Source organism: Mesorhizobium ventifaucium (genome assembly GCF_935822925.1).
GTDB classification, from domain to species: domain Bacteria; phylum Pseudomonadota; class Alphaproteobacteria; order Rhizobiales; family Rhizobiaceae; genus Mesorhizobium; species Mesorhizobium ventifaucium.
In genome coordinates this window covers 528,539-545,143 of record NZ_CAKXZS010000011.1, presented here as the reverse complement: position 1 = coordinate 545,143, position 16,605 = coordinate 528,539, and the positions used below count along the sequence as shown (strand labels likewise).

Sequence of the window (16,605 nt, the reverse complement as noted above, 5' to 3'; positions counted from 1 at the left end):
GCCAGCCTCCTCCTTCTCCCCTTGTGGGAGAAGGTGGATCGGCGCGCAGCGCCGAGACGGATGAGGGGTGCTGGACGGAATGAGGCGTCGGCTTTCCCTGGAACACCCCTCATCCGACCTCGCTTCGCGAGGCCACCTTCTCCCACAAGGGGAGAAGGAAGAGCGCGCACCCTTCAACGTCAATAAATATCGAAATCGAAATATTTGGCCTGGATCTTCTTGTAGGTCCCATCGGCGACGATCGCGTCAATCGCGGCGTTGAGCTTTTCGCGCAGCGCATTGTCTTCCTTGCGCACGGCGATACCGGCTTCGGTTTCGGTGCCCTTGACGTCGCCGACCATCTTGCAGCAGCCGTCGCTCGATTTCTTCATCCAGTCCATCAGCACGAATTTGTCTGAAAGGACGGCATCGAGACGGCCGTTCATCAGGTCGGCGACCGCCTCCTCCTGGGTTGGATAGAGCTTCGCCTCGGCGCCGGCCTTGCCATAGACATCCTGGGCATGGTCGGCCTGGGTGGTCGAAGCCTGGGCGCCGACCGTCTTGCCGGCGAGTGCCGCCGGTTCGGTCGAGGCAATATCGCTGTCCTTCAAGGCCACCAGCGAAAGCGGCGTCGTATAGTATTTGTTGGTGAAGGAGACCTGTTTCTTGCGCTCCTCGGTAATGCTCATGGACGCGATAATGGCGTCAAACTTTCTCGCCTGGAGCGCCGGAATCATGCCGTCCCAGTCCTGCGTGACAAGTTCGCATTCGACCTTCATCTGAGCGCAAAGCGCATTGGCGATGTCGATGTCGAAGCCGACGAGCTTGCCATCCGCGGTGATGGTGTTGAACGGCGGATAGGCGCCTTCAGTGGCGATCTTCAACTTTTCCTGTGCTTGCGCCGACAAGGACCCGGCTGACATCGCCAGCATGGCAGCTGTTGCTGCCGATGCGATCCATCTTGAAATCTGCATTTTTTGTTCCCCTTGTTCAACCGTGTTGACGGCTAGGCACAGCCAAGCACGACCCGAAAGGTCAGGCAAGCATGGTCTGATCATAGTGGGCGATCAGCGCGCCGCGCGAAAATGCTTGGACAGTTTCAGGCCCTGTGCCTGATAGTTCGAGCCGAGATCTGTGCCGTAGAGTGCCTGCGGCCGCTTCAGCATGTGCTCGTAGACCAGCCGTCCGACGATCTGGCCGTGATCGAGGATGAACGGCACTTCGTGGCTGCGCACTTCGAGCACCGCCCGGCTGCCGGTGCCGCCCGAGGCCGAATGGCCAAAACCCGGATCGAAGAAACCGGCATAGTGGACGCGGAATTCGCCGACCAGCGGATCGAAGGGCGTCATCTCGGCGGCATAGAGCGGCGGCACATGCACCGCCTCGCGGGACACCAGGATGTAGAATTCGTCCGGGTCGAGCACCAGTTCGCCGGCGCCGCTCTTGTAGAGCGGCTCCCAGAAATCGACGACATCCTGCGCGGCGCGCTTATCGACATCGACCAGGCCGGTGTGGTGCTTGCCGCGGTAGCCGACCAGCCCATCCTTGTCGCCGTCGAGGTCGATGGACAGTGCGATGCCGCCGCCGGAAATGTTCGGCGGGTCGGTGGCGACGAGCGTCTCGGCACGATGCAATTCGTGCAGCTCGCTTTCCGACAAAAGCGCATTGCCGGTGCGGAACCGGATCTGCGACAGCCGCGAGCCGGCGCGAACGACGATCGGAAACGTGCGCGGGCTGACTTCCAGATAGAGCGGGCCGTTGTAGCCGGCAGCGATCTTGTCGAACTCGTGGCCGCGATCGGTCATCACCCGGGTGAAGATGTCGAGCCGCCCGGTCGAGCTCTTCGGGTTGGCCGAGGCGGAAATGTTTGCCGGAAGCGCCAGACTCTCGAGCAGCGGCACGATATAGACGCAGCCCGTCTCCAGTACCGCACCATCGGCGAGATTGATTTCGTGCAGCTTCAGGCGGTCGAGTTTTTCAGCAACCCTGTGGTTGGGCCCGGGCAGGAAGGAGGCGCGCACCCGCCAGGCCTTGTCGCCAAGCCTGAGGTCGAGGCTGGCCGGCTGGACCTGGTCGGCATCGAGCGCGCGCAGTGACTTCAGCGCGCCCGACTGGTGCAGCGCGGAAATATCCTGATCCGGAAGAATGCCTGTCTGCCGCAAAGTCTGGCTCCGCTCCAAGGCCGGGCGTGGTCTCGTCTTGTCGCAGGTTCCTGCCGTGGAACCCGCTGGTACAAACCTCTTAATCATGCGGGCAATTGACGCAAGCGCGGTGCAGGTCTAAAGGATCGTTATCCCGTGGTGATTTGGCCGGTCGGCTTGCAGCCACGTTAAACAAGTCGCTAAAGGACCGTTGGCCGAAAGGCCGTATGGACCGGTTGCGACTTTCGCGGCCGGTTTTTTTGTGTTTGGACGATTTTTTGTGTTTGGAACAAGGTGATGACGAGCAACACGCGCAACTGGAAGCCTCAGACCGCCCTCGTGCATGCAGGAACGCTGCGTTCCGGCTTCGGCGAAACCTCCGAGGCGATGTATCTCACGCAAGGCTATGTCTACGACACGGCGCAGGCGGCGGAAGCCCGCTTCAAGGGCGAGGAACCGGGCTTCATCTATTCGCGCTATGCCAATCCGACGGTCGACATGTTCGAGAAGCGCATGTGTGCGCTGGAAGGTGCCGAAGATGCCCGCGCCACCGCATCCGGCATGGCGGCGGTGACAGCGGCGTTGCTGTGCAGTGCCCGGGCGGGCGACCACATCGTGGCGGCGCGCGCGCTGTTCGGCTCCTGCCGCTGGGTGGTCGAGACGCTGGCGCCGAAATACGGCATCGAGGCGACGCTGGTCGACGGCACCGAAATCGCCAATTGGGAAAAGGCGGTCAGGCCCAACACCAAGTTGTTCTTCCTTGAAAGCCCGACCAATCCAACGCTGGAGGTCGTCGACATCGCCGCCGTTGCCTCGCTTGCCAATTCGATCGGCGCGCGGCTGATCGTCGACAACGTCTTTGCCACGCCCTTGCAGCAGAAGCCGTTGCAGCTCGGCGCCCATATTGTCGTCTATTCGGCGACCAAGCACATCGACGGCCAGGGCCGCTGCCTCGGCGGCATCATCCTGTCGGACAAGAAGTGGATCGATGAGAATTTGCACGACTACTTCCGCCACACCGGCCCCAGCCTCTCGCCCTTCAATGCCTGGACGCTGCTGAAGGGCCTGGAGACGCTGCCGCTGCGCGTGCGCCAGCAGACGGAAAGTGCCGGCCGGATCGCTGACTTCCTCGCCGAGCGATCGGAAATTGTCCGCGTCATCTATCCCGGCCGCGCCGATCACCCGCAGGCGGCGGTCGTCACGAAGCAGATGTCGGGCGGCTCGACGCTGATCTGCCTCGACGTCAAGGGGGGCAAGCAGGCGGCCTTCGCCTTCCAGAACGCGCTCGATGTCGTGCTGATTTCCAACAATCTCGGTGACGCCAAGAGCCTGATCACCCATCCAGCGACGACGACACACAAGAATCTGAGCGACGAGGCGCGGGCCGAACTTGGCATTGGGCCAGGCACGCTCAGGCTGTCCGTCGGACTGGAGGACACTGACGACCTGCTCGAAGACATCGAGCAGGCCTTGAAAGCCGCTGGATAGGGATACGCGCCGAACTGCTGCGCTCTATCTGCAAAGCAGGCGCGGTCAGGCGCCCGACGGCGTCTCTTCCAATTCCGCAACGGCGCTGGTTTGGATGGTCATCGTGTTGCCGCGCCAGTCGACGGCACCGCTGAGCCAGCCGCGCACCCAGATGGCGGGAAGCATCACGTCCCGCGCAACCATCGCCGGGATCATGCGCAACGACAGGTGCCAGCCCTTGGCCGAGGCGAGAGCGCATTCCGGGAGATAGGCGACGATCAGCACGGCGATAGCGGTTGCCGGCAGGCTGAAGCCGGCGCCTGCTGCCGCAACCAGCGCAAGCACCAGCGGCGGCGCCGCTCCGATCAGGATCTCGGGCGCGAAGAACAGTGGGAAGGTGACGCGACGCAGGCGTGCCCAGCGGGCCTGGCGCGACCAGATTTCGTCAAATGTGCGCAAACCGAGCGGCTGCTCGAAGGGTGCGGCAACGAGATTGACGCGCAGTCCGAGCCCGTTAACCAGCTTGGTCGCAGCGGCATCCTCGGCAATCTCAGCAGCAAGCGCACGGATGCCGCCATTGGCGTCGAGCAATGGCTTGTTCCACAACATGCTCTTGCCCTGGGCAAAACCGAGCCCGAGCGCCTCGCCGGTATATTGCCAGCGCGCCTGCAGCGTATTGAGGAAAGCGCATTCGACCTCCGCCCAGAACCCGTCCGGCCGCGAGCCGATCGGCGTCGAGCAGACGAGGCCGGTGTCCTGCCGCCATGCCGTCATCAGATGCTGGACATAGTCCCTCGGCATCAGGACGTTGGAATCGGCAAGGATGACCCAGGGGTGGCGCGCCGCCTCCCAGCCCTTCACGCAATTGTTGAGTTTCGGATTGCCGCTGATGCGGTCGTCGCCGACCAGCAGCCGGGCCGGCACGGCCGGAAAGCGGGCGATCGCATCGGTGATCGGCCCGACCACCGGGTCGTCGGCATGGGCGACGCAGAAGATGAGCTCATAGTGCGGCCAGTCGAGAGAGAAGGCCCGGTCGAGCGTCTCCTCGGTAAACGGCTCGACGCCGCGCGACGGCACGACGATCGACACCGGCGGCGCCTTGCCGGCTGGCGGCGTGATCCTGCCAGGCCGCTTCAGCTTCAACGAAGCGAGCAGGATGCTGGCGAGATTGACAAGAAGCAAAGCTATGGAAAGCAAGGCGGCTGTGACTGTCAATTCCATCAATATCTGGTCGCTCCAGAAAAACCGGCCGCATCAAAGCCGTTTTCAACAGTTCGACAGAATGCTGAGTCGCCCGGCCCTGCACACCATCATTGTCATGTGTCACTTAAATGACATTGTTCTTCGGCACCTGCGCTCAACAGTTTCGGGCAACGATGGCAGGCACCGAACGAGGGGAGGCACCCCGTTGGCCGAACTGCGGAGAGCGTCGAATGTTCCGTCTGCATACTGTGGAGTAATTTATGTACAGCGCCGTCACGCGCAACATCGAAGTGCAGGTCAGGCCGTTCTATCTGGAGGATCGCTCCGACCCTTCGGAGAACCGCTATGTCTGGGGCTACCAGGTAACCATCGACAACCAGTCGGATGAATTCGTGCAGCTTCTGTCACGCTACTGGCATATCACCGACGGCACCGGCCGGGTCGAGGAGGTGCGCGGCGCTGGCGTTGTCGGCGACCAGCCTGAACTCAATCCCGGCGATAGCTATCAGTATACGTCTGGCTGCCCACTCTCGACGCCATCCGGCATCATGGTCGGCCACTACACGATGCGCAACAAGCTGGGCGAGACGTTCGACGTTGCCATCCCCGCCTTTTCGCTCGACCTGCCGGGCACGCGGCGCACCGTCAACTGAGGCTCACTTGGGTTCCTCACCTCTCTGCGTGGGGCGAGGAACCCAAGCTCTGCGAAGGCACCGAGGCAGCACTGACGCCTGCTATTGCGCCGCAGCAAATTCCGCCGGGTCGAAGTCATATTGCTTCGAGCAGAATTCGCAGGCGACGTGAATGCCGCCATTCTCGGTGCTGTCCCTGATCTCGTCGGCGGAGAAGCCTTCGAGAATGCCGCGGATCTTCTCCCTGGAGCATGAGCACTGGTCGGCTACCGGTACGCCGCCGAAGACGCGCACGCCGTGCTCGTGGAACAGCCGGTAAAGCAACCGCTCTGCGCCGATCGTCGGGTCGATCAGTTCCGTCGGTTCGATGGTGCCAAGCAACGCGAGCAGTTCCTGCCAGGAATTGTCGGCCGGATCATGGATCTCCTCGCGCGGATCGCCGTCGCCACCCGGAAGGTCGGGCACGCGCATGCGTTCGGGCGATTGCGGCAGGAACTGCGCCAGGATGCCACCGGCGCGCCATTGCTCGCGGGCACCGCCGATGCCGGGCGTCAACAGCTTGGCCACCGAAAGCCTGAGATCGGTCGGGATCTGCTCCGACTGCCGGAAATAGGTGCGGGCGGCCTCCTCCAACGTCTCGCCGTCGAGCTGGACGATGCCCTGATAGCGCTGCGTGTGGGCGCCCTGGTCGATAGTCAGCGCCAGGACACCGCTGCCGAGCAGCGTCCGCTGCGAGGTCTCGACGGCAGAGGTCAGTGCCTCCAGCCGGTCGGCGTCGAAGCGGGCATAGGCGCGCAGCGCATGCGGCGTGGAAAAATCCGCCACCAGCATGTCGACCGGCCCGTCGGTGCGGGTCTGCAGGATGAACTTGCCTTCGAATTTGAGCGAGGTGCCGAGCAGCACCGTCAGCACGCAGGCTTCCGCGAGCAAGCGGGCCACCGGCTCGGGATAGTCATGACGGCTGAGGATCGCGTCGAGCATCGGCCCGAGCTGGACGGTGCGGCCGCGCACGTCGAGCGGCCCAACCTCGAAGGGCACGACATGATCGTCGCCGGCGTAGCCGAATTCGCCGAGTTTGGGTTGATGTTCAGCCAATTGACGGGTTTCCAACATGACAAAGCTCCGGGGCGCGGCGATGCCGCCCTCCGGGGCGCATGCGTCGAAACGCGCTCGATTTGCGTGATGCGCCTGAGATAGGCATCACGCACTCCTGGATCAAGGCGGCCCGGATCACGGCGGCCCGGATCAAGCGCCGAGGCACCAAGCCAAAACCGCCTTCTGGGCGTGGAGCCGGTTCTCGGCCTCGTCGAACACCACCGAATGCGGCCCGTCGATGACTTCGTCGGTGACCTCCTCGCCGCGATGCGCTGGCAGGCAGTGCATGAACAACGCGTCAGGCTTTGCCTTCGCCATCAGTGCCGCATTGACCTGATAGGGTGAGAAGACATTGTGGCCGCGAGCACGGTGCTCCTGGCCCATCGACACCCAGCAATCGGTAACGACACAGTCGGCCTCGTGGACGGCTTCCTCGGGCGAGCGGGTGAAGTTCAACTTGCCGCCATGCGCCCTCGACCAGTCGACATGCTTCTGCGCCGGCTCGCTGCCTTCCGGCACGGCGACGTTGAGGTTGAAGCGGAACCGTGCCGAGGCCTCCAGCAGCGAATGCAGCACGTTGTTGCCGTCGCCGGTCCAGGCGATGGTCTTACCGGCGACCGGGCCGCGATGCTCCTCGAAGGTCATGATGTCGGCCATCAGCTGGCAGGGATGGGTATCGTCGGTCAGCCCATTGATGACGGGAACGGTGGCGTTCTCGGTCAGCTCCAGCAGGCGGTCATGCGATGTGGTGCGGATCATGATCGCATCGACATAGCGCGACAGGACCTTGGCCGTGTCGGCGATGGTTTCGGAGCGGCCGAGTTGCATCTCGGCGCCGGTCAGCATGATGGTCTCGCCGCCGAGCTGGCGCATGCCGACGTCGAAGGACACGCGCGTGCGCGTCGACGGCTTGTCGAAGATCATCGCCAGCACCTTGCCTTCAAGCGGTTTTGTCCGCTCGCCAGCCTTGAGCCTTGCCTTTCGCACGACGGCATCGTCCAGCATAAGGCGCAGATCGCCCTCGGAAACGGCGGAAAGATCGGTGAAATGGCGAAGGCTCATTTGGGTCTTCCGACTGTTATTTCGCCGCAGCCGCGGCGATGGCGTCCGACAGGCCCCGGGCGCCGGCGCGGATGCGGTCGAGCGCCTCATGGATCTCGGCGTCGGTGACGGTGAGCGGCGGCAACAGGCGAAGAACGTTGTCGCCGGCCGGAACCGCCAGCAGATGCTGGTCGCGCAACGCCATGTTCACTTTAGTGTTGGGCGCGGCGCATTTCAGTCCGAGCATCAGGCCGGTGCCCCTGATGTCTTCAATGACATCGGGAAATTCGTCGGCGACACCCGCCAGCCCCTGCTTCAGCAGCAACGCCTTGCGCTGCACATCCTCCAGAAAACCGTCTTCCAGCACCACGTCGAGCACGGCGTTGCCGACTGCCATCGCCAGCGGATTGCCGCCGAAAGTGGTGCCGTGCACGCCGGCGGTCATACCGACGGCCGCCTCGTCGGTGGCGAGGCAGGCGCCCACCGGGAAGCCACCGCCGATGCCCTTGGCGACGGCCATGATGTCCGGCGTGACGCCAGCCCATTCATGCGCGAACAGTTTTCCGGTACGGCCGATGCCGCACTGGACCTCGTCGAAGATCAGCAGCAGATCATGCTGTTGGCAGAGCTGCCTCAGCCGCTTCAGCGACTGCGTCGGCACCGGGCGAATACCGCCCTCGCCCTGCACTGGCTCGATCAGGATCGCAGCGGTCTCTGATGTGATCGCCTTTTCGACGGCGTCGATGTCGTCGAAGCCGACCTGGTCGAAACCTTCGACCTTGGGGCCGAAACCTTCCAGGTATTTGTACTGGCCGCCGGCGGCGATGGTCGCCAGCGTGCGGCCATGAAAGGCGCCTTCGAAGGTGATGATGCGAAAGCGCTCGGGATGACCCTTGACGAAATGGTAGCGCCGCGCCGTCTTGATAGCGCATTCCAGCGCCTCGGCGCCGGAATTTGTGAAGAACACCTTGTCGGCGAAGGTTGCGTCGGCCAGCCGCTCGCCCAGACGGCTCTGCCCCGGAATCTCGTAGAGGTTGGAGACATGCCAGAGCTTGGCCGCCTGCTCGGTGAGTGCCGAGACCAGATGCGGATGGCTGTGGCCCAGCGAATTCACGGCAACGCCGCCGCCAAAATCGAGATATCGCTCGCCCTTGTCGGTGACCAGCCAAGTGCCTTCCCCATGGTCGAAGGCCAGGGGTGCGCGGGTAAAGGTCTCGAAAAGCGCCGAACCGCTCATTATATGCGTCTCCGGAACCGGAAAATCAAAAAGCCGCCAAAGCGGCGGCCTGTGCGGCTTATCGTGTTTTTCGGCCATGAAGTCAACGAAAACGTCGCGCAAGAACGCGCGGCAAGCTTTCCAGCGAGACGCCGGCTCATCAGCGACCGGGCAAGTTGGGGAAAACCGAAAAAACCGATTCGTGTTGGCCCTCGGACTCTTGTCACCGAGTCAGCGCATAAGGTAATTGTAGGTCGAGAAATAACTAGATTTCGTGCGGCGGACCTAATCACCCGATACATGTGGTGTCTGCCCGGCGGAAGCCGGATCGTGGAAGGATTCCGATCGCCGCACATTTCAGCAGGAGCGCGGTCTCATGAATTGGACTGACGAGCGGGTCGAACTTCTTAGAAAATTGTGGTCGGAGGGACTGAGCGCCAGCCAGATCGCCGCACAGCTCGGGGGCGTCAGCCGCAATGCCGTCATCGGCAAGGTGCATCGGCTGAAACTGTCGGGCCGCGGACGCGCAACTGCCACGCCGTCACGCCAGAAGAAGAGCGTGCAGGGATCGACCGTGCAGAAATCGGTGTCGCGGGCGGCGAGCACTGCGCGGCATATCACCACGTCGATCGGCGCGACCGCGCTGCAGGCGCAATTCGACGCCGTACCGGTGACGCGTCATTATGTCCGTCCGGTCGAGAACGTCGTCGTACCGATCTCGCGGCATCTGCAGCTCGTCGAGTTGACCGAGCGGACATGCAAATGGCCGAATGGCGATCCGCTTTCGGAGGAGTTCCATTTCTGCGGCAACGACGCGGCCGAAACCGGACCCTATTGCAAGTACCACGCCCGCATTGCGTTTCAGCCCGCTTCGGAGCGGCGCCGCAGTAGGTAAGCCAATAGCGAATAGCAAATAGCAAATAGCGAATAGCGAATAGCGAATAGCGAATAGCGAATAGCGAATAGCGAATAGCGAATAGAAGTAGCTTGATCCGTTGTGAATCGGAAGCAAGCCGTCTTTCCCTATTCGCTCCCCTTCGAGATCTCACTTCGCGTTCCCGGAATAACAATCCTGTCTGTCTTGTCGCCCTTCGGCCGCTCGGGCGGCATCTGGTCGCCGGTGACGATGTAGTAGATCGTCTCGGCGATATTGGTGGCGTGGTCGCCGATCCGCTCGATGTTCTTGGCGCAGAACAGCAGGTGCGTGCAGGGCGTGATGTTGCGCGGATCTTCCATCATATAGGTCAGCAACTCGCGAAACAGCGAGGTGTACACGGCGTCGATCTGATCGTCGCGGTCACGCACGAAGCCGATCTTTTCCACCGAGCGCGACGCATAGACGTCGAGCACTTCCTTGAGCTGCGTCAACGCCAGATCGGCTAAGGCCTCGATGCCGCGGAACAGGCTGGTCGGCTGGCGCCCTTCTATGACGGCAACCACGCGCTTGGCGACATTCTTGCCGAGGTCGCCGACCCGCTCGAGATCCGCCGAGATGCGGATCGCGCCGACGATCTCGCGCAAATCCGTCGCCATCGGCTGGCGCCTGGCGATGATGATGATCGCCTTATCGTCGATCTCGCGCTGCCCTTGGTCAAGAACGGCATCGTCGCGGATGACCTTCTGGGCAAGGCCGGGGTCGGCGTTGACCAGGGCAGCAATCGCCTGTTCGACCATGCGTTCGGCATGCCCGCCCATCGCGGCAATGCGCTTCGACAGATATTTCAGCTCCTCGTCATAGGCGCTGACGATGTGCACGGACTGCATGGAGATGCCTTCCCGGGGTCTTCAGGTCCGAGTCGTTTCCTCGAATCCCCGCTGATACGCTAGCCGGATGACAGAAAAAAGAAACCGTTGGAGCGACGTGCGTCCACTTGGACACAGAGTACGCTCTAAGCGCCTTATCCACGCATCCGGCTATCTTAAAATCTTCCGGTTTTCGGGCCGGCGCGTTCTTGGATAGTGAGCGTCAGTGCGCCGGCAAATGCACCGTGAAAGCTGCACCGTTGCCGACCTCCGACTTGATCGAGAGTCTGGCGTTGTGGCGCGTCAGGATATGCTTGACAATGGACAGGCCAAGGCCGGTGCCCTTCTGGGTCCGGCTGTTTTCGACATCGACGCGGTAGAAGCGTTCGGTGATGCGCGGGATGTGCTCCTCGGCTATGCCGGGGCCGAAGTCCCGGATGGTGACGTCGATGCCCGGTTCGGGACCGTCATCGCTGTGGGCAATCGTCACCACGACACGGCCACCCGATTGTCCGTATTTGCAGGCGTTTTCCAGCAGATTTTCGAAAACCTGGAAAAGTTCGTCGCGATCCCCCGGCACATTGAGTGGTCCTTTCGCGAAATCCCGCTCGATGGCAACGCCGTTTTCCCTGGCAAGCGGCCCAAGCGAATCGATAACGCTGTCGAGGGTCCGGTGGAGATCGACCTCGGTTCCCGGCTTCAAATAGGGTTTCATCTCCAGCCGCGACAGCGACAGCAGGTCGTCGATCAGGCGCGCCATGCGGCCAGTCTGGTCGTGCATGATCTGCAGGAACTGCTCGCGCGCCGCCGGGTCGTTGCGGGCCGGGCCGCGCAGCGTCTCGATGAAGCCGGAGATCGAGGCGAGCGGAGTTCGCAGCTCATGGCTGGCATTGGCGATGAAGTCGGCCCGCATCCGGTCGATGCGGCGCGCCTCGCTCTGGTCCTTGAAGACCAGCACATAGAGGTCGGTGCCGTGGCCGACCGACGATGAACTCACCCGATAGGCCCGTTCGACCGGCAGCTTTTCGGTATAGTCGACGACATCCGAAGCGGCGGCGCCCGACAAAATACTGTCCAGCAGGGCCTGCATCTCGGGCGCGCGGAATTTCAGCGACAGCGACATGCCCGGTGCGATGCCGCCGAAGGCGGCGAAGGCGGCGGCGTTGGCATGGACGATCGTCGCGGTGCGATCGAAGATGATCAGCGGATCGGCAACGGCGGCTGCCAGATATTCTCCCGACAGCTGTTGTAGCCCGCCTGCCTCGATCGCCGCGGCATCCTCCGGGGACTGGCGCGCGACGCCGGCCGGCAGCATCGCGGCGGCAAGCAGCAGCACAGCACATGCCAGCAGCACCACATAGCCGGACATGTCCGCGAAACCATAGACCGTCAGCACCGCGACGATGCCGGCCGCCAGCAGCCAGCGGCTGTTCCACAACCGGGTGGCGACCGTTTGCGCCGTGCTTCGCTGTTCTGCGCCGCCCATATCAGCCATTGTCAGCCACTGTCAGCCATTCGCGCGCACTGTGCCTCCGTCCCCACCCGGCCGGGTGGACCTTCCCGCTGACCGGCGCTAGAGCGCCTTGCGTCCAATTGGACGGACCAAGGACGCTCTACCACTTCTAATCCGCTGGATCGTTCTTTCCGAAATCGATTCCGATTTTCGGGCCGATGCAGTAAGGCTCCCAATAGCATGTGTCCGGAAACTGGAAAGGTTCGTCTCGATGAAAAACCCCAAGGAAGATGCCGCCGCGCCCGTTCCAGGTCCGCTCAAGATCCACATCGACGGCAAGGAACGCGAGTTCGACATCGAGGATCCCAAGCTTCCTGACTGGGTCGAAGACAACAAGCTGACCGCCGGCGGATACCCCTATGACAAGAAAATGAATAGCGAGGAGTATGACGAGACGCTCGAGCGGCTGCAGATCGAGCTGGTCAAGGCGCAGGCATGGCTGCAATCGACGGGCAAGCGGGTGATGTCGCTGTTCGAAGGACGCGATGCCGCCGGCAAGGGCGGCACGATCTTCGCGCTGCGCCAGTACATGAACCCCAGGACAGCGCGCAACGTAGCGCTGACCAAGCCGAGCCCAACCGAACTCGGGCAATGGTATTTCCAGCGCTATGTCGCGCACTTTCCGACATCCGGCGAGTTCGTCACCTTCGACCGCTCCTGGTACAATCGCGCCGGCGTTGAGCCGGTCATGGGCTTCTGCACACCGGAGCAGCATCAGAAATTCCTGGACGAGACACCGTATTTTGAACGGATGATCTGCAACGAGGGCATCCATTTCTTCAAATTCTGGCTGAACATCGGTCGGGAAACACAGCTTGAGCGGTTTCACGATCGCCGCTGGATTCCTTTGAAGAGCTGGAAATTCTCGCCGATCGACGTTGCCGGCATCTCCAAATGGGACGATTACACCAAGGCGCGCGATCTCATGTTCGAACGCACGCATAAGGAATTCTCGCCCTGGATCATCGTACGGGCCAACGACAAGCGGCGCGGGCGACTTGCCGTCATCCGGCGCATCCTGTTGTCGCTTCCCTATGACGGCCGCGACGTCGACGCCATCGGCAAGGAAGACAGGAAGATCATCGGGGAAGGGCCTTCGTTCCTGGGACCACAGGGCTGAAGCACCCGCCGCGCGCCCCCAAAGGACGCGCGGCACGATTCCGGATGTTCCTGTCATTCTGCCGAATGACTTCTCATGCCGCCAGCCGGGCAATCCGCTGCAGCCGCCGCAGCGTGGTATCGTCCTGCAAAGCCTGCTGAAACAGCGAAATCTCATGGTCGATGCGATCGCAGAGCGCGCCTGTATCGCCCTTGAGCAGGTCGCGCGTCTGCAGCAGTGCGGCAACCGGCTTCTTGGCGAGTTGCCTGGCTCTGCCAAGTGCGGCTTCCTCGACATCGCCCACCACGATCTCCGTGACCAGGCCAAGCATCCTGGCGTCCGCGGCACTGAGCGTGTCGCCCAGGCAGAAGAAGCGGAAAGCGCCGGCATAGCCGAGTTTCTGCGGCGCCAGGATGCTGGTCGCCGCGTCCGGCACGAGGCCGAAATCGACAAACGGCACCCGAAACGTGCTTTCGTCAGATGCGATCACCATGTCGCAATGGAACAGGATGGTGCAGCCGACTCCGACGGCGTCGCCGTCGACACAGGCAAGGACCGGTTTGGGGAACGTTGCTAACGTGCGGAACATGTCGGTGACGGCAGCGATCAACCGTTGATGCTTGGTGGCGTCGAGGAACTCGGAGAAATCGCCGCCGAGGCAGAAGCAGCCGGCGAGGCCCCGCAGCACCACGACGCGCACATCGTCGTCGATTGCGGCTTCGTGGAAGATCCTGGCCAGGCTTTCATAGGCTCGCCCGTCCAGCACCGGCCGGCCGTCATCCGACGACACCGTGACGATCAACGTATGATTGCGGAACTCTGTTTGCGGATGGATGTTCATGACTGTCTCCAATTCTCACGAGGCTTGCCTCATGCCGAGCCTGTCGGGATATCCCCTGGCAAGCACCGGCGCGAAATGACTGCGGCGCGACCGCACCACCTCAAGCGTATGCTCGTTGAAGGTGAGCAGTGTGGCGACGACCTGCTGGTTGCCATAGGTGCGCTGGTAGCCAAGCGGCTTCGCCAGGAAGTGCAACTGCAGCGCCCGCAGAACCCACATCGGCTCGAACTCGATGATCACCTGGTTGACGTTCCGCTTCAGCCCCCACTCGACGAAGCCGGCGATGAGCTCGGTGCCGACCGTCGAGACGCCTCGCTTGCCGTCACGAAAGCCCGGCGCCACCGCATAACGGGTCAGTTCCCACACGTTCGGCCCGGATGGCGGCGTCCCTTCATAGAGGTCCGCCAGCACCTCGGTCAGAAGATGCGCCCGCGTCGTCGGCAACATCCGCTGATAACCGGCGAGCTCGCCATTGCGGATGACGAGCTGATGCACCGCCTCGTCATGGTCGAACTGATCGATCTCAAGGCCATCGGGGCGCTGCAGGTCGGTCCACCCCATCTCCTCGACGAAAATCTTGTAGCGTAAACGATGAACGGCCTCCCAAAGGTCGGGACGTTCCATAAGTTCCTGTGTGGTAAGGGAAAAAAGCATCTGCCGTCTCCTAGGTTCAATAGGAAGATACGGCCGGGCTGTCCCGAGAAAATTACGCGATCACGTAGGCAAGAATTTCTAGGCCGGCGCGGCCGAGCTAGCTAATATAGCCGCGCCTTATCGCTTCCGCGACCGCCTGCACCCGGTTGACGGCACCGAGTTTGCTTTTGGCGTTAAGAAGGTGTTTCTCTGATGTGTGTTCCGAAATGCCGAGAATCTGTGAAATCTCCCATTCGGACTTGCCGACGGCGGCCCATTGCATGCATTCGCGTTCACGCGGCGTCAGTTCGACGTGGTCGATGGTCTTGGCCGCCATCGTGTGGATCTGCATGGCGCGGCCAATCGCATAGGTCGCCACGAGTGACACCAGCCCAAAATCGGCGCCCGACAATTCGACGGCCTCGCCGCCCAGCGACACCATGACGATCTGGCCATCGAGCGTGATCAGCGGGAAGGCCAATCCGTCGCGCAGCTTGAATTCGCCGGCGTCGCCCATCACTTCGCCGCTGCTCTTGTCGATGCGGATGCTCTGGGACGCTTCCCGCCACTGGAACGGTGCCTGCAGCCGCTTCATGTGGCTGACGACGGGGTCATGGTCGACATAGTTGCGCGCCACATAGCGCTCCAGCCATTCTCCCGGCCACTCGCAAAGCAGCACATGGTCCTTTTGCTGGCCTCTTGGCGTGCCCGGTTGCGGAACCGTTCCGGCCATCAGCGCCGTCAGGCCGAACTCCGAGGTTATGCCAAGCAGCTTTTCGCAGACCGCGGCCGCCGTATCAGCGGCCTGTAGCTGATCTATGAATTCCAGTGTGCGATCGAAGTGGCCCATTGCAACATCTACCCCATGTTGCCTTCCCGCGTTGAGGTCAACGACCCAGTGCTTGACCCGCACTTGCCTCGACCCCGGATTACAAACCTGCTCCTCCCAGTTTGCAGCGGCTTGCGGCTACCCTCCAGCCGACCGCCACACATGTTTGCAAGCTCGCTGAAGCATAGACCTAAATCGGCGTGATGAAATCAAAAACCGTTGTGCCTGTGGCATTTTCGTACCAAAAGCCAGATTGGACAGGACAGGGCGGAGCTCGATCGTGGCAATTCGGTGGATAACCATCGTCTTGATGCTGGCAATAACCGGGGCACAGTGGCTCACGGGAGCGCGTGCCGCGGAGCCGCAAGTGCCGGTGCTGTGGGATGCCAAGGAGCGGCTGCCGAAGCCTGACCTTGCCGCGCTGCCGCGTCTGAGATTCCTGACCACCACCGATTTCCCGCCGTTCAACTTCCTCGACGGGGCGGGCCGCTTGTCCGGGTTCCACGTCGATCTGGCGCGCGCGATCTGCGCCGAACTCGGCATCGCCGAAAAATGCCAGATCCAGGCGCTGCCCTGGGCCGAGCTCGATGCGGCGCTGCAGAAGGGCGAAGGCGAAGCGGTCATTGCCGGCATCGCCGCCACCCCGGAGTCGCGGTCCAAATATGCCTTCTCACGTTCCTACCTGCAGTTTCCGGCGCGCTTCATCATGCCGAAGACAAACGCGCTCACGGAACCTATCTTCGACAGACTGCGCGGCAAGCGCGTCGGCGTAGTCGCAGGTTCCGCGCATGAGAGAATGCTGCGCGATTATTTCGGCACCGTTCAGGTCGTTCCCTTCGTGCAGCTGGAAGAGCTCTACGATGGTCTCAGGGCCGCCAAGGTCGACGCCGGCTTCGGCGACGGCATGCGCTTCGCCTTCTGGCTGGGCAGCTCGAATGCCGCAGCCTGCTGCCGCTTTGCCGGCGGTCCCTACCTGGCGCCCGAATATCTGGGGTTGGGCATGGCCATCGCCACCAGGGCCAACGATCCAGCGCTGGCCGCTGCGTTCGACTACGCACTGCAGCAGATTTCGGTGAAGGGCATCTTTGCCGAATTCTATCTGCGCTATTTCCCGGTCAGCTTTTTCTGATCCGGCCCGGTCAGCTTTTTCTGATCCGGCCCGGTCAGCTTTTT

General features: G+C 62.3%; 16 protein-coding genes and 1 riboswitch. Of the genes, 5 read left to right on the top strand and 11 right to left on the bottom strand.

The window, feature by feature from the left end; all coding sequences use genetic code 11:
* Positions 1 to 179 precede the first annotated feature (179 nt).
* Positions 180 to 953 (bottom strand): ABC transporter substrate-binding protein, encoded by a 774-nt coding sequence (locus tag NMG70_RS10785; RefSeq protein WP_254024456.1) that lies wholly within the window; start codon positions 951 to 953, stop codon positions 180 to 182.
* A 93-nt stretch (positions 954 to 1,046) separates the two neighbouring features.
* The gene (locus NMG70_RS10780) at positions 1,047 to 2,141 is read right to left on the bottom strand and encodes a 2'-deoxycytidine 5'-triphosphate deaminase (RefSeq protein ID WP_254024455.1); all 1,095 of its coding nucleotides are present in this window, start codon (positions 2,139 to 2,141) and stop codon (positions 1,047 to 1,049) included.
* Positions 2,142 to 2,266: 125 nt separating this feature from the next.
* Positions 2,267 to 2,344: riboswitch (SAM riboswitch) on the top strand.
* Positions 2,345 to 2,417: 73 nt separating this feature from the next.
* Here NMG70_RS10780 and NMG70_RS10775 point away from each other — a divergent pair.
* Positions 2,418 to 3,608: an O-succinylhomoserine sulfhydrylase gene (locus tag NMG70_RS10775; protein WP_254024454.1), complete on the top strand. Its 1,191-nt coding sequence runs from the start codon at positions 2,418 to 2,420 to the stop codon at positions 3,606 to 3,608.
* Between the two features lie 45 nt (positions 3,609 to 3,653).
* On the opposite strand, the gene NMG70_RS10770 is transcribed toward NMG70_RS10775, so the two are convergent.
* Complete coding sequence (locus tag NMG70_RS10770; RefSeq protein ID WP_254024533.1) at positions 3,654 to 4,808, bottom strand: ceramide glucosyltransferase; 1,155 nt, start codon at positions 4,806 to 4,808, stop codon at positions 3,654 to 3,656.
* A 242-nt stretch (positions 4,809 to 5,050) separates the two neighbouring features.
* On the opposite strand from NMG70_RS10770, the gene apaG reads away from it, so the two are divergent.
* Complete coding sequence (apaG, locus tag NMG70_RS10765) at positions 5,051 to 5,443, top strand: Co2+/Mg2+ efflux facilitator ApaG/CorD (RefSeq protein ID WP_254024453.1); 393 nt, start codon at positions 5,051 to 5,053, stop codon at positions 5,441 to 5,443.
* An 81-nt stretch (positions 5,444 to 5,524) separates the two neighbouring features.
* On the opposite strand, the gene NMG70_RS10760 is transcribed toward apaG, so the two are convergent.
* The 3 genes from NMG70_RS10760 to NMG70_RS10750 form a co-directional block, all read right to left on the bottom strand.
* On the bottom strand, positions 5,525 to 6,535 hold the full coding sequence (locus tag NMG70_RS10760; RefSeq protein WP_254024452.1) for an Hsp33 family molecular chaperone: 1,011 nt from the start codon (positions 6,533 to 6,535) through the stop codon (positions 5,525 to 5,527).
* A 132-nt stretch (positions 6,536 to 6,667) separates the two neighbouring features.
* The gene (gene argF, locus NMG70_RS10755) at positions 6,668 to 7,579 is read right to left on the bottom strand and encodes an ornithine carbamoyltransferase (protein ID WP_027155178.1); all 912 of its coding nucleotides are present in this window, start codon (positions 7,577 to 7,579) and stop codon (positions 6,668 to 6,670) included.
* Between the two features lie 16 nt (positions 7,580 to 7,595).
* The gene (locus tag NMG70_RS10750) at positions 7,596 to 8,795 is read right to left on the bottom strand and encodes an aspartate aminotransferase family protein (RefSeq protein ID WP_254024451.1); all 1,200 of its coding nucleotides are present in this window, start codon (positions 8,793 to 8,795) and stop codon (positions 7,596 to 7,598) included.
* 355 nt (positions 8,796 to 9,150) lie between these two features.
* Between NMG70_RS10750 and NMG70_RS10745 the strand changes: the two genes are divergently transcribed.
* Positions 9,151 to 9,669, top strand: coding sequence for a GcrA family cell cycle regulator (locus tag NMG70_RS10745; RefSeq protein WP_254024450.1), 519 nt, complete (start codon positions 9,151 to 9,153; stop codon positions 9,667 to 9,669).
* Positions 9,670 to 9,797: 128 nt separating this feature from the next.
* Here the strand turns inward: NMG70_RS10745 and phoU are convergent, their stop codons facing one another.
* Both phoU and NMG70_RS10735 read right to left on the bottom strand, forming a co-directional pair.
* A complete protein-coding gene (gene phoU / locus NMG70_RS10740) occupies positions 9,798 to 10,538 on the bottom strand; it encodes a phosphate signaling complex protein PhoU (protein ID WP_254024449.1) in 741 nt (246 codons plus the stop codon).
* 202 nt (positions 10,539 to 10,740) lie between these two features.
* A complete protein-coding gene (locus NMG70_RS10735) occupies positions 10,741 to 12,012 on the bottom strand; it encodes a sensor histidine kinase (RefSeq protein ID WP_254024448.1) in 1,272 nt (423 codons plus the stop codon).
* 229 nt (positions 12,013 to 12,241) lie between these two features.
* Between NMG70_RS10735 and ppk2 the strand changes: the two genes are divergently transcribed.
* On the top strand, positions 12,242 to 13,150 hold the full coding sequence (ppk2, locus tag NMG70_RS10730; protein ID WP_254024447.1) for a polyphosphate kinase 2: 909 nt from the start codon (positions 12,242 to 12,244) through the stop codon (positions 13,148 to 13,150).
* Positions 13,151 to 13,223: 73 nt separating this feature from the next.
* Here the strand turns inward: ppk2 and NMG70_RS10725 are convergent, their stop codons facing one another.
* From NMG70_RS10725 to NMG70_RS10715, 3 genes are all read right to left on the bottom strand, one after another.
* Positions 13,224 to 13,970, bottom strand: coding sequence for an enoyl-CoA hydratase-related protein (locus tag NMG70_RS10725; protein WP_254024446.1), 747 nt, complete (start codon positions 13,968 to 13,970; stop codon positions 13,224 to 13,226).
* A 15-nt stretch (positions 13,971 to 13,985) separates the two neighbouring features.
* Positions 13,986 to 14,624 (bottom strand): acyl-homoserine-lactone synthase, encoded by a 639-nt coding sequence (locus NMG70_RS10720; protein ID WP_077377404.1) that lies wholly within the window; start codon positions 14,622 to 14,624, stop codon positions 13,986 to 13,988.
* A gap of 97 nt (positions 14,625 to 14,721) precedes the next feature.
* Positions 14,722 to 15,453: a helix-turn-helix transcriptional regulator gene (locus NMG70_RS10715; RefSeq protein ID WP_254024445.1), complete on the bottom strand. Its 732-nt coding sequence runs from the start codon at positions 15,451 to 15,453 to the stop codon at positions 14,722 to 14,724.
* Between the two features lie 289 nt (positions 15,454 to 15,742).
* Here NMG70_RS10715 and NMG70_RS10710 point away from each other — a divergent pair, with 289 nt between their 5' ends.
* Positions 15,743 to 16,561: an ABC transporter substrate-binding protein gene (locus tag NMG70_RS10710; protein WP_254024532.1), complete on the top strand. Its 819-nt coding sequence runs from the start codon at positions 15,743 to 15,745 to the stop codon at positions 16,559 to 16,561.
* Positions 16,562 to 16,605: the final 44 nt, after the last annotated feature.

Excerpts from the sequence above, each read along its gene's own strand:
- apaG (WP_254024453.1), top strand. The coding sequence starts at position 5,051 with ATGTACAGCGCCGTCACGCGCAACATCGAAGTGCAGGTCAGGCCGTTC.
- NMG70_RS10785 (WP_254024456.1), bottom strand. The coding sequence starts at position 953 with ATGCAGATTTCAAGATGGATCGCATCGGCAGCAACAGCTGCCATGCTG.
- NMG70_RS10770 (WP_254024533.1), bottom strand. The coding sequence starts at position 4,808 with ATGGAATTGACAGTCACAGCCGCCTTGCTTTCCATAGCTTTGCTTCTT.
- NMG70_RS10715 (WP_254024445.1), bottom strand. The coding sequence starts at position 15,453 with ATGGGCCACTTCGATCGCACACTGGAATTCATAGATCAGCTACAGGCC.
- ppk2 (WP_254024447.1), top strand. The coding sequence starts at position 12,242 with ATGAAAAACCCCAAGGAAGATGCCGCCGCGCCCGTTCCAGGTCCGCTC.
- argF (WP_027155178.1), bottom strand. The coding sequence starts at position 7,579 with ATGAGCCTTCGCCATTTCACCGATCTTTCCGCCGTTTCCGAGGGCGAT.
- NMG70_RS10760 (WP_254024452.1), bottom strand. The coding sequence starts at position 6,535 with ATGTTGGAAACCCGTCAATTGGCTGAACATCAACCCAAACTCGGCGAA.
- NMG70_RS10725 (WP_254024446.1), bottom strand. The coding sequence starts at position 13,970 with ATGAACATCCATCCGCAAACAGAGTTCCGCAATCATACGTTGATCGTC.
- NMG70_RS10710 (WP_254024532.1), top strand. The coding sequence starts at position 15,743 with ATGCTGGCAATAACCGGGGCACAGTGGCTCACGGGAGCGCGTGCCGCG.
- NMG70_RS10745 (WP_254024450.1), top strand. The coding sequence starts at position 9,151 with ATGAATTGGACTGACGAGCGGGTCGAACTTCTTAGAAAATTGTGGTCG.
- NMG70_RS10720 (WP_077377404.1), bottom strand. The coding sequence starts at position 14,624 with ATGCTTTTTTCCCTTACCACACAGGAACTTATGGAACGTCCCGACCTT.
- NMG70_RS10735 (WP_254024448.1), bottom strand. The coding sequence starts at position 12,012 with ATGGCTGATATGGGCGGCGCAGAACAGCGAAGCACGGCGCAAACGGTC.
- NMG70_RS10750 (WP_254024451.1), bottom strand. The coding sequence starts at position 8,795 with ATGAGCGGTTCGGCGCTTTTCGAGACCTTTACCCGCGCACCCCTGGCC.
- phoU (WP_254024449.1), bottom strand. The coding sequence starts at position 10,538 with ATGCAGTCCGTGCACATCGTCAGCGCCTATGACGAGGAGCTGAAATAT.
- NMG70_RS10775 (WP_254024454.1), top strand. The coding sequence starts at position 2,418 with ATGACGAGCAACACGCGCAACTGGAAGCCTCAGACCGCCCTCGTGCAT.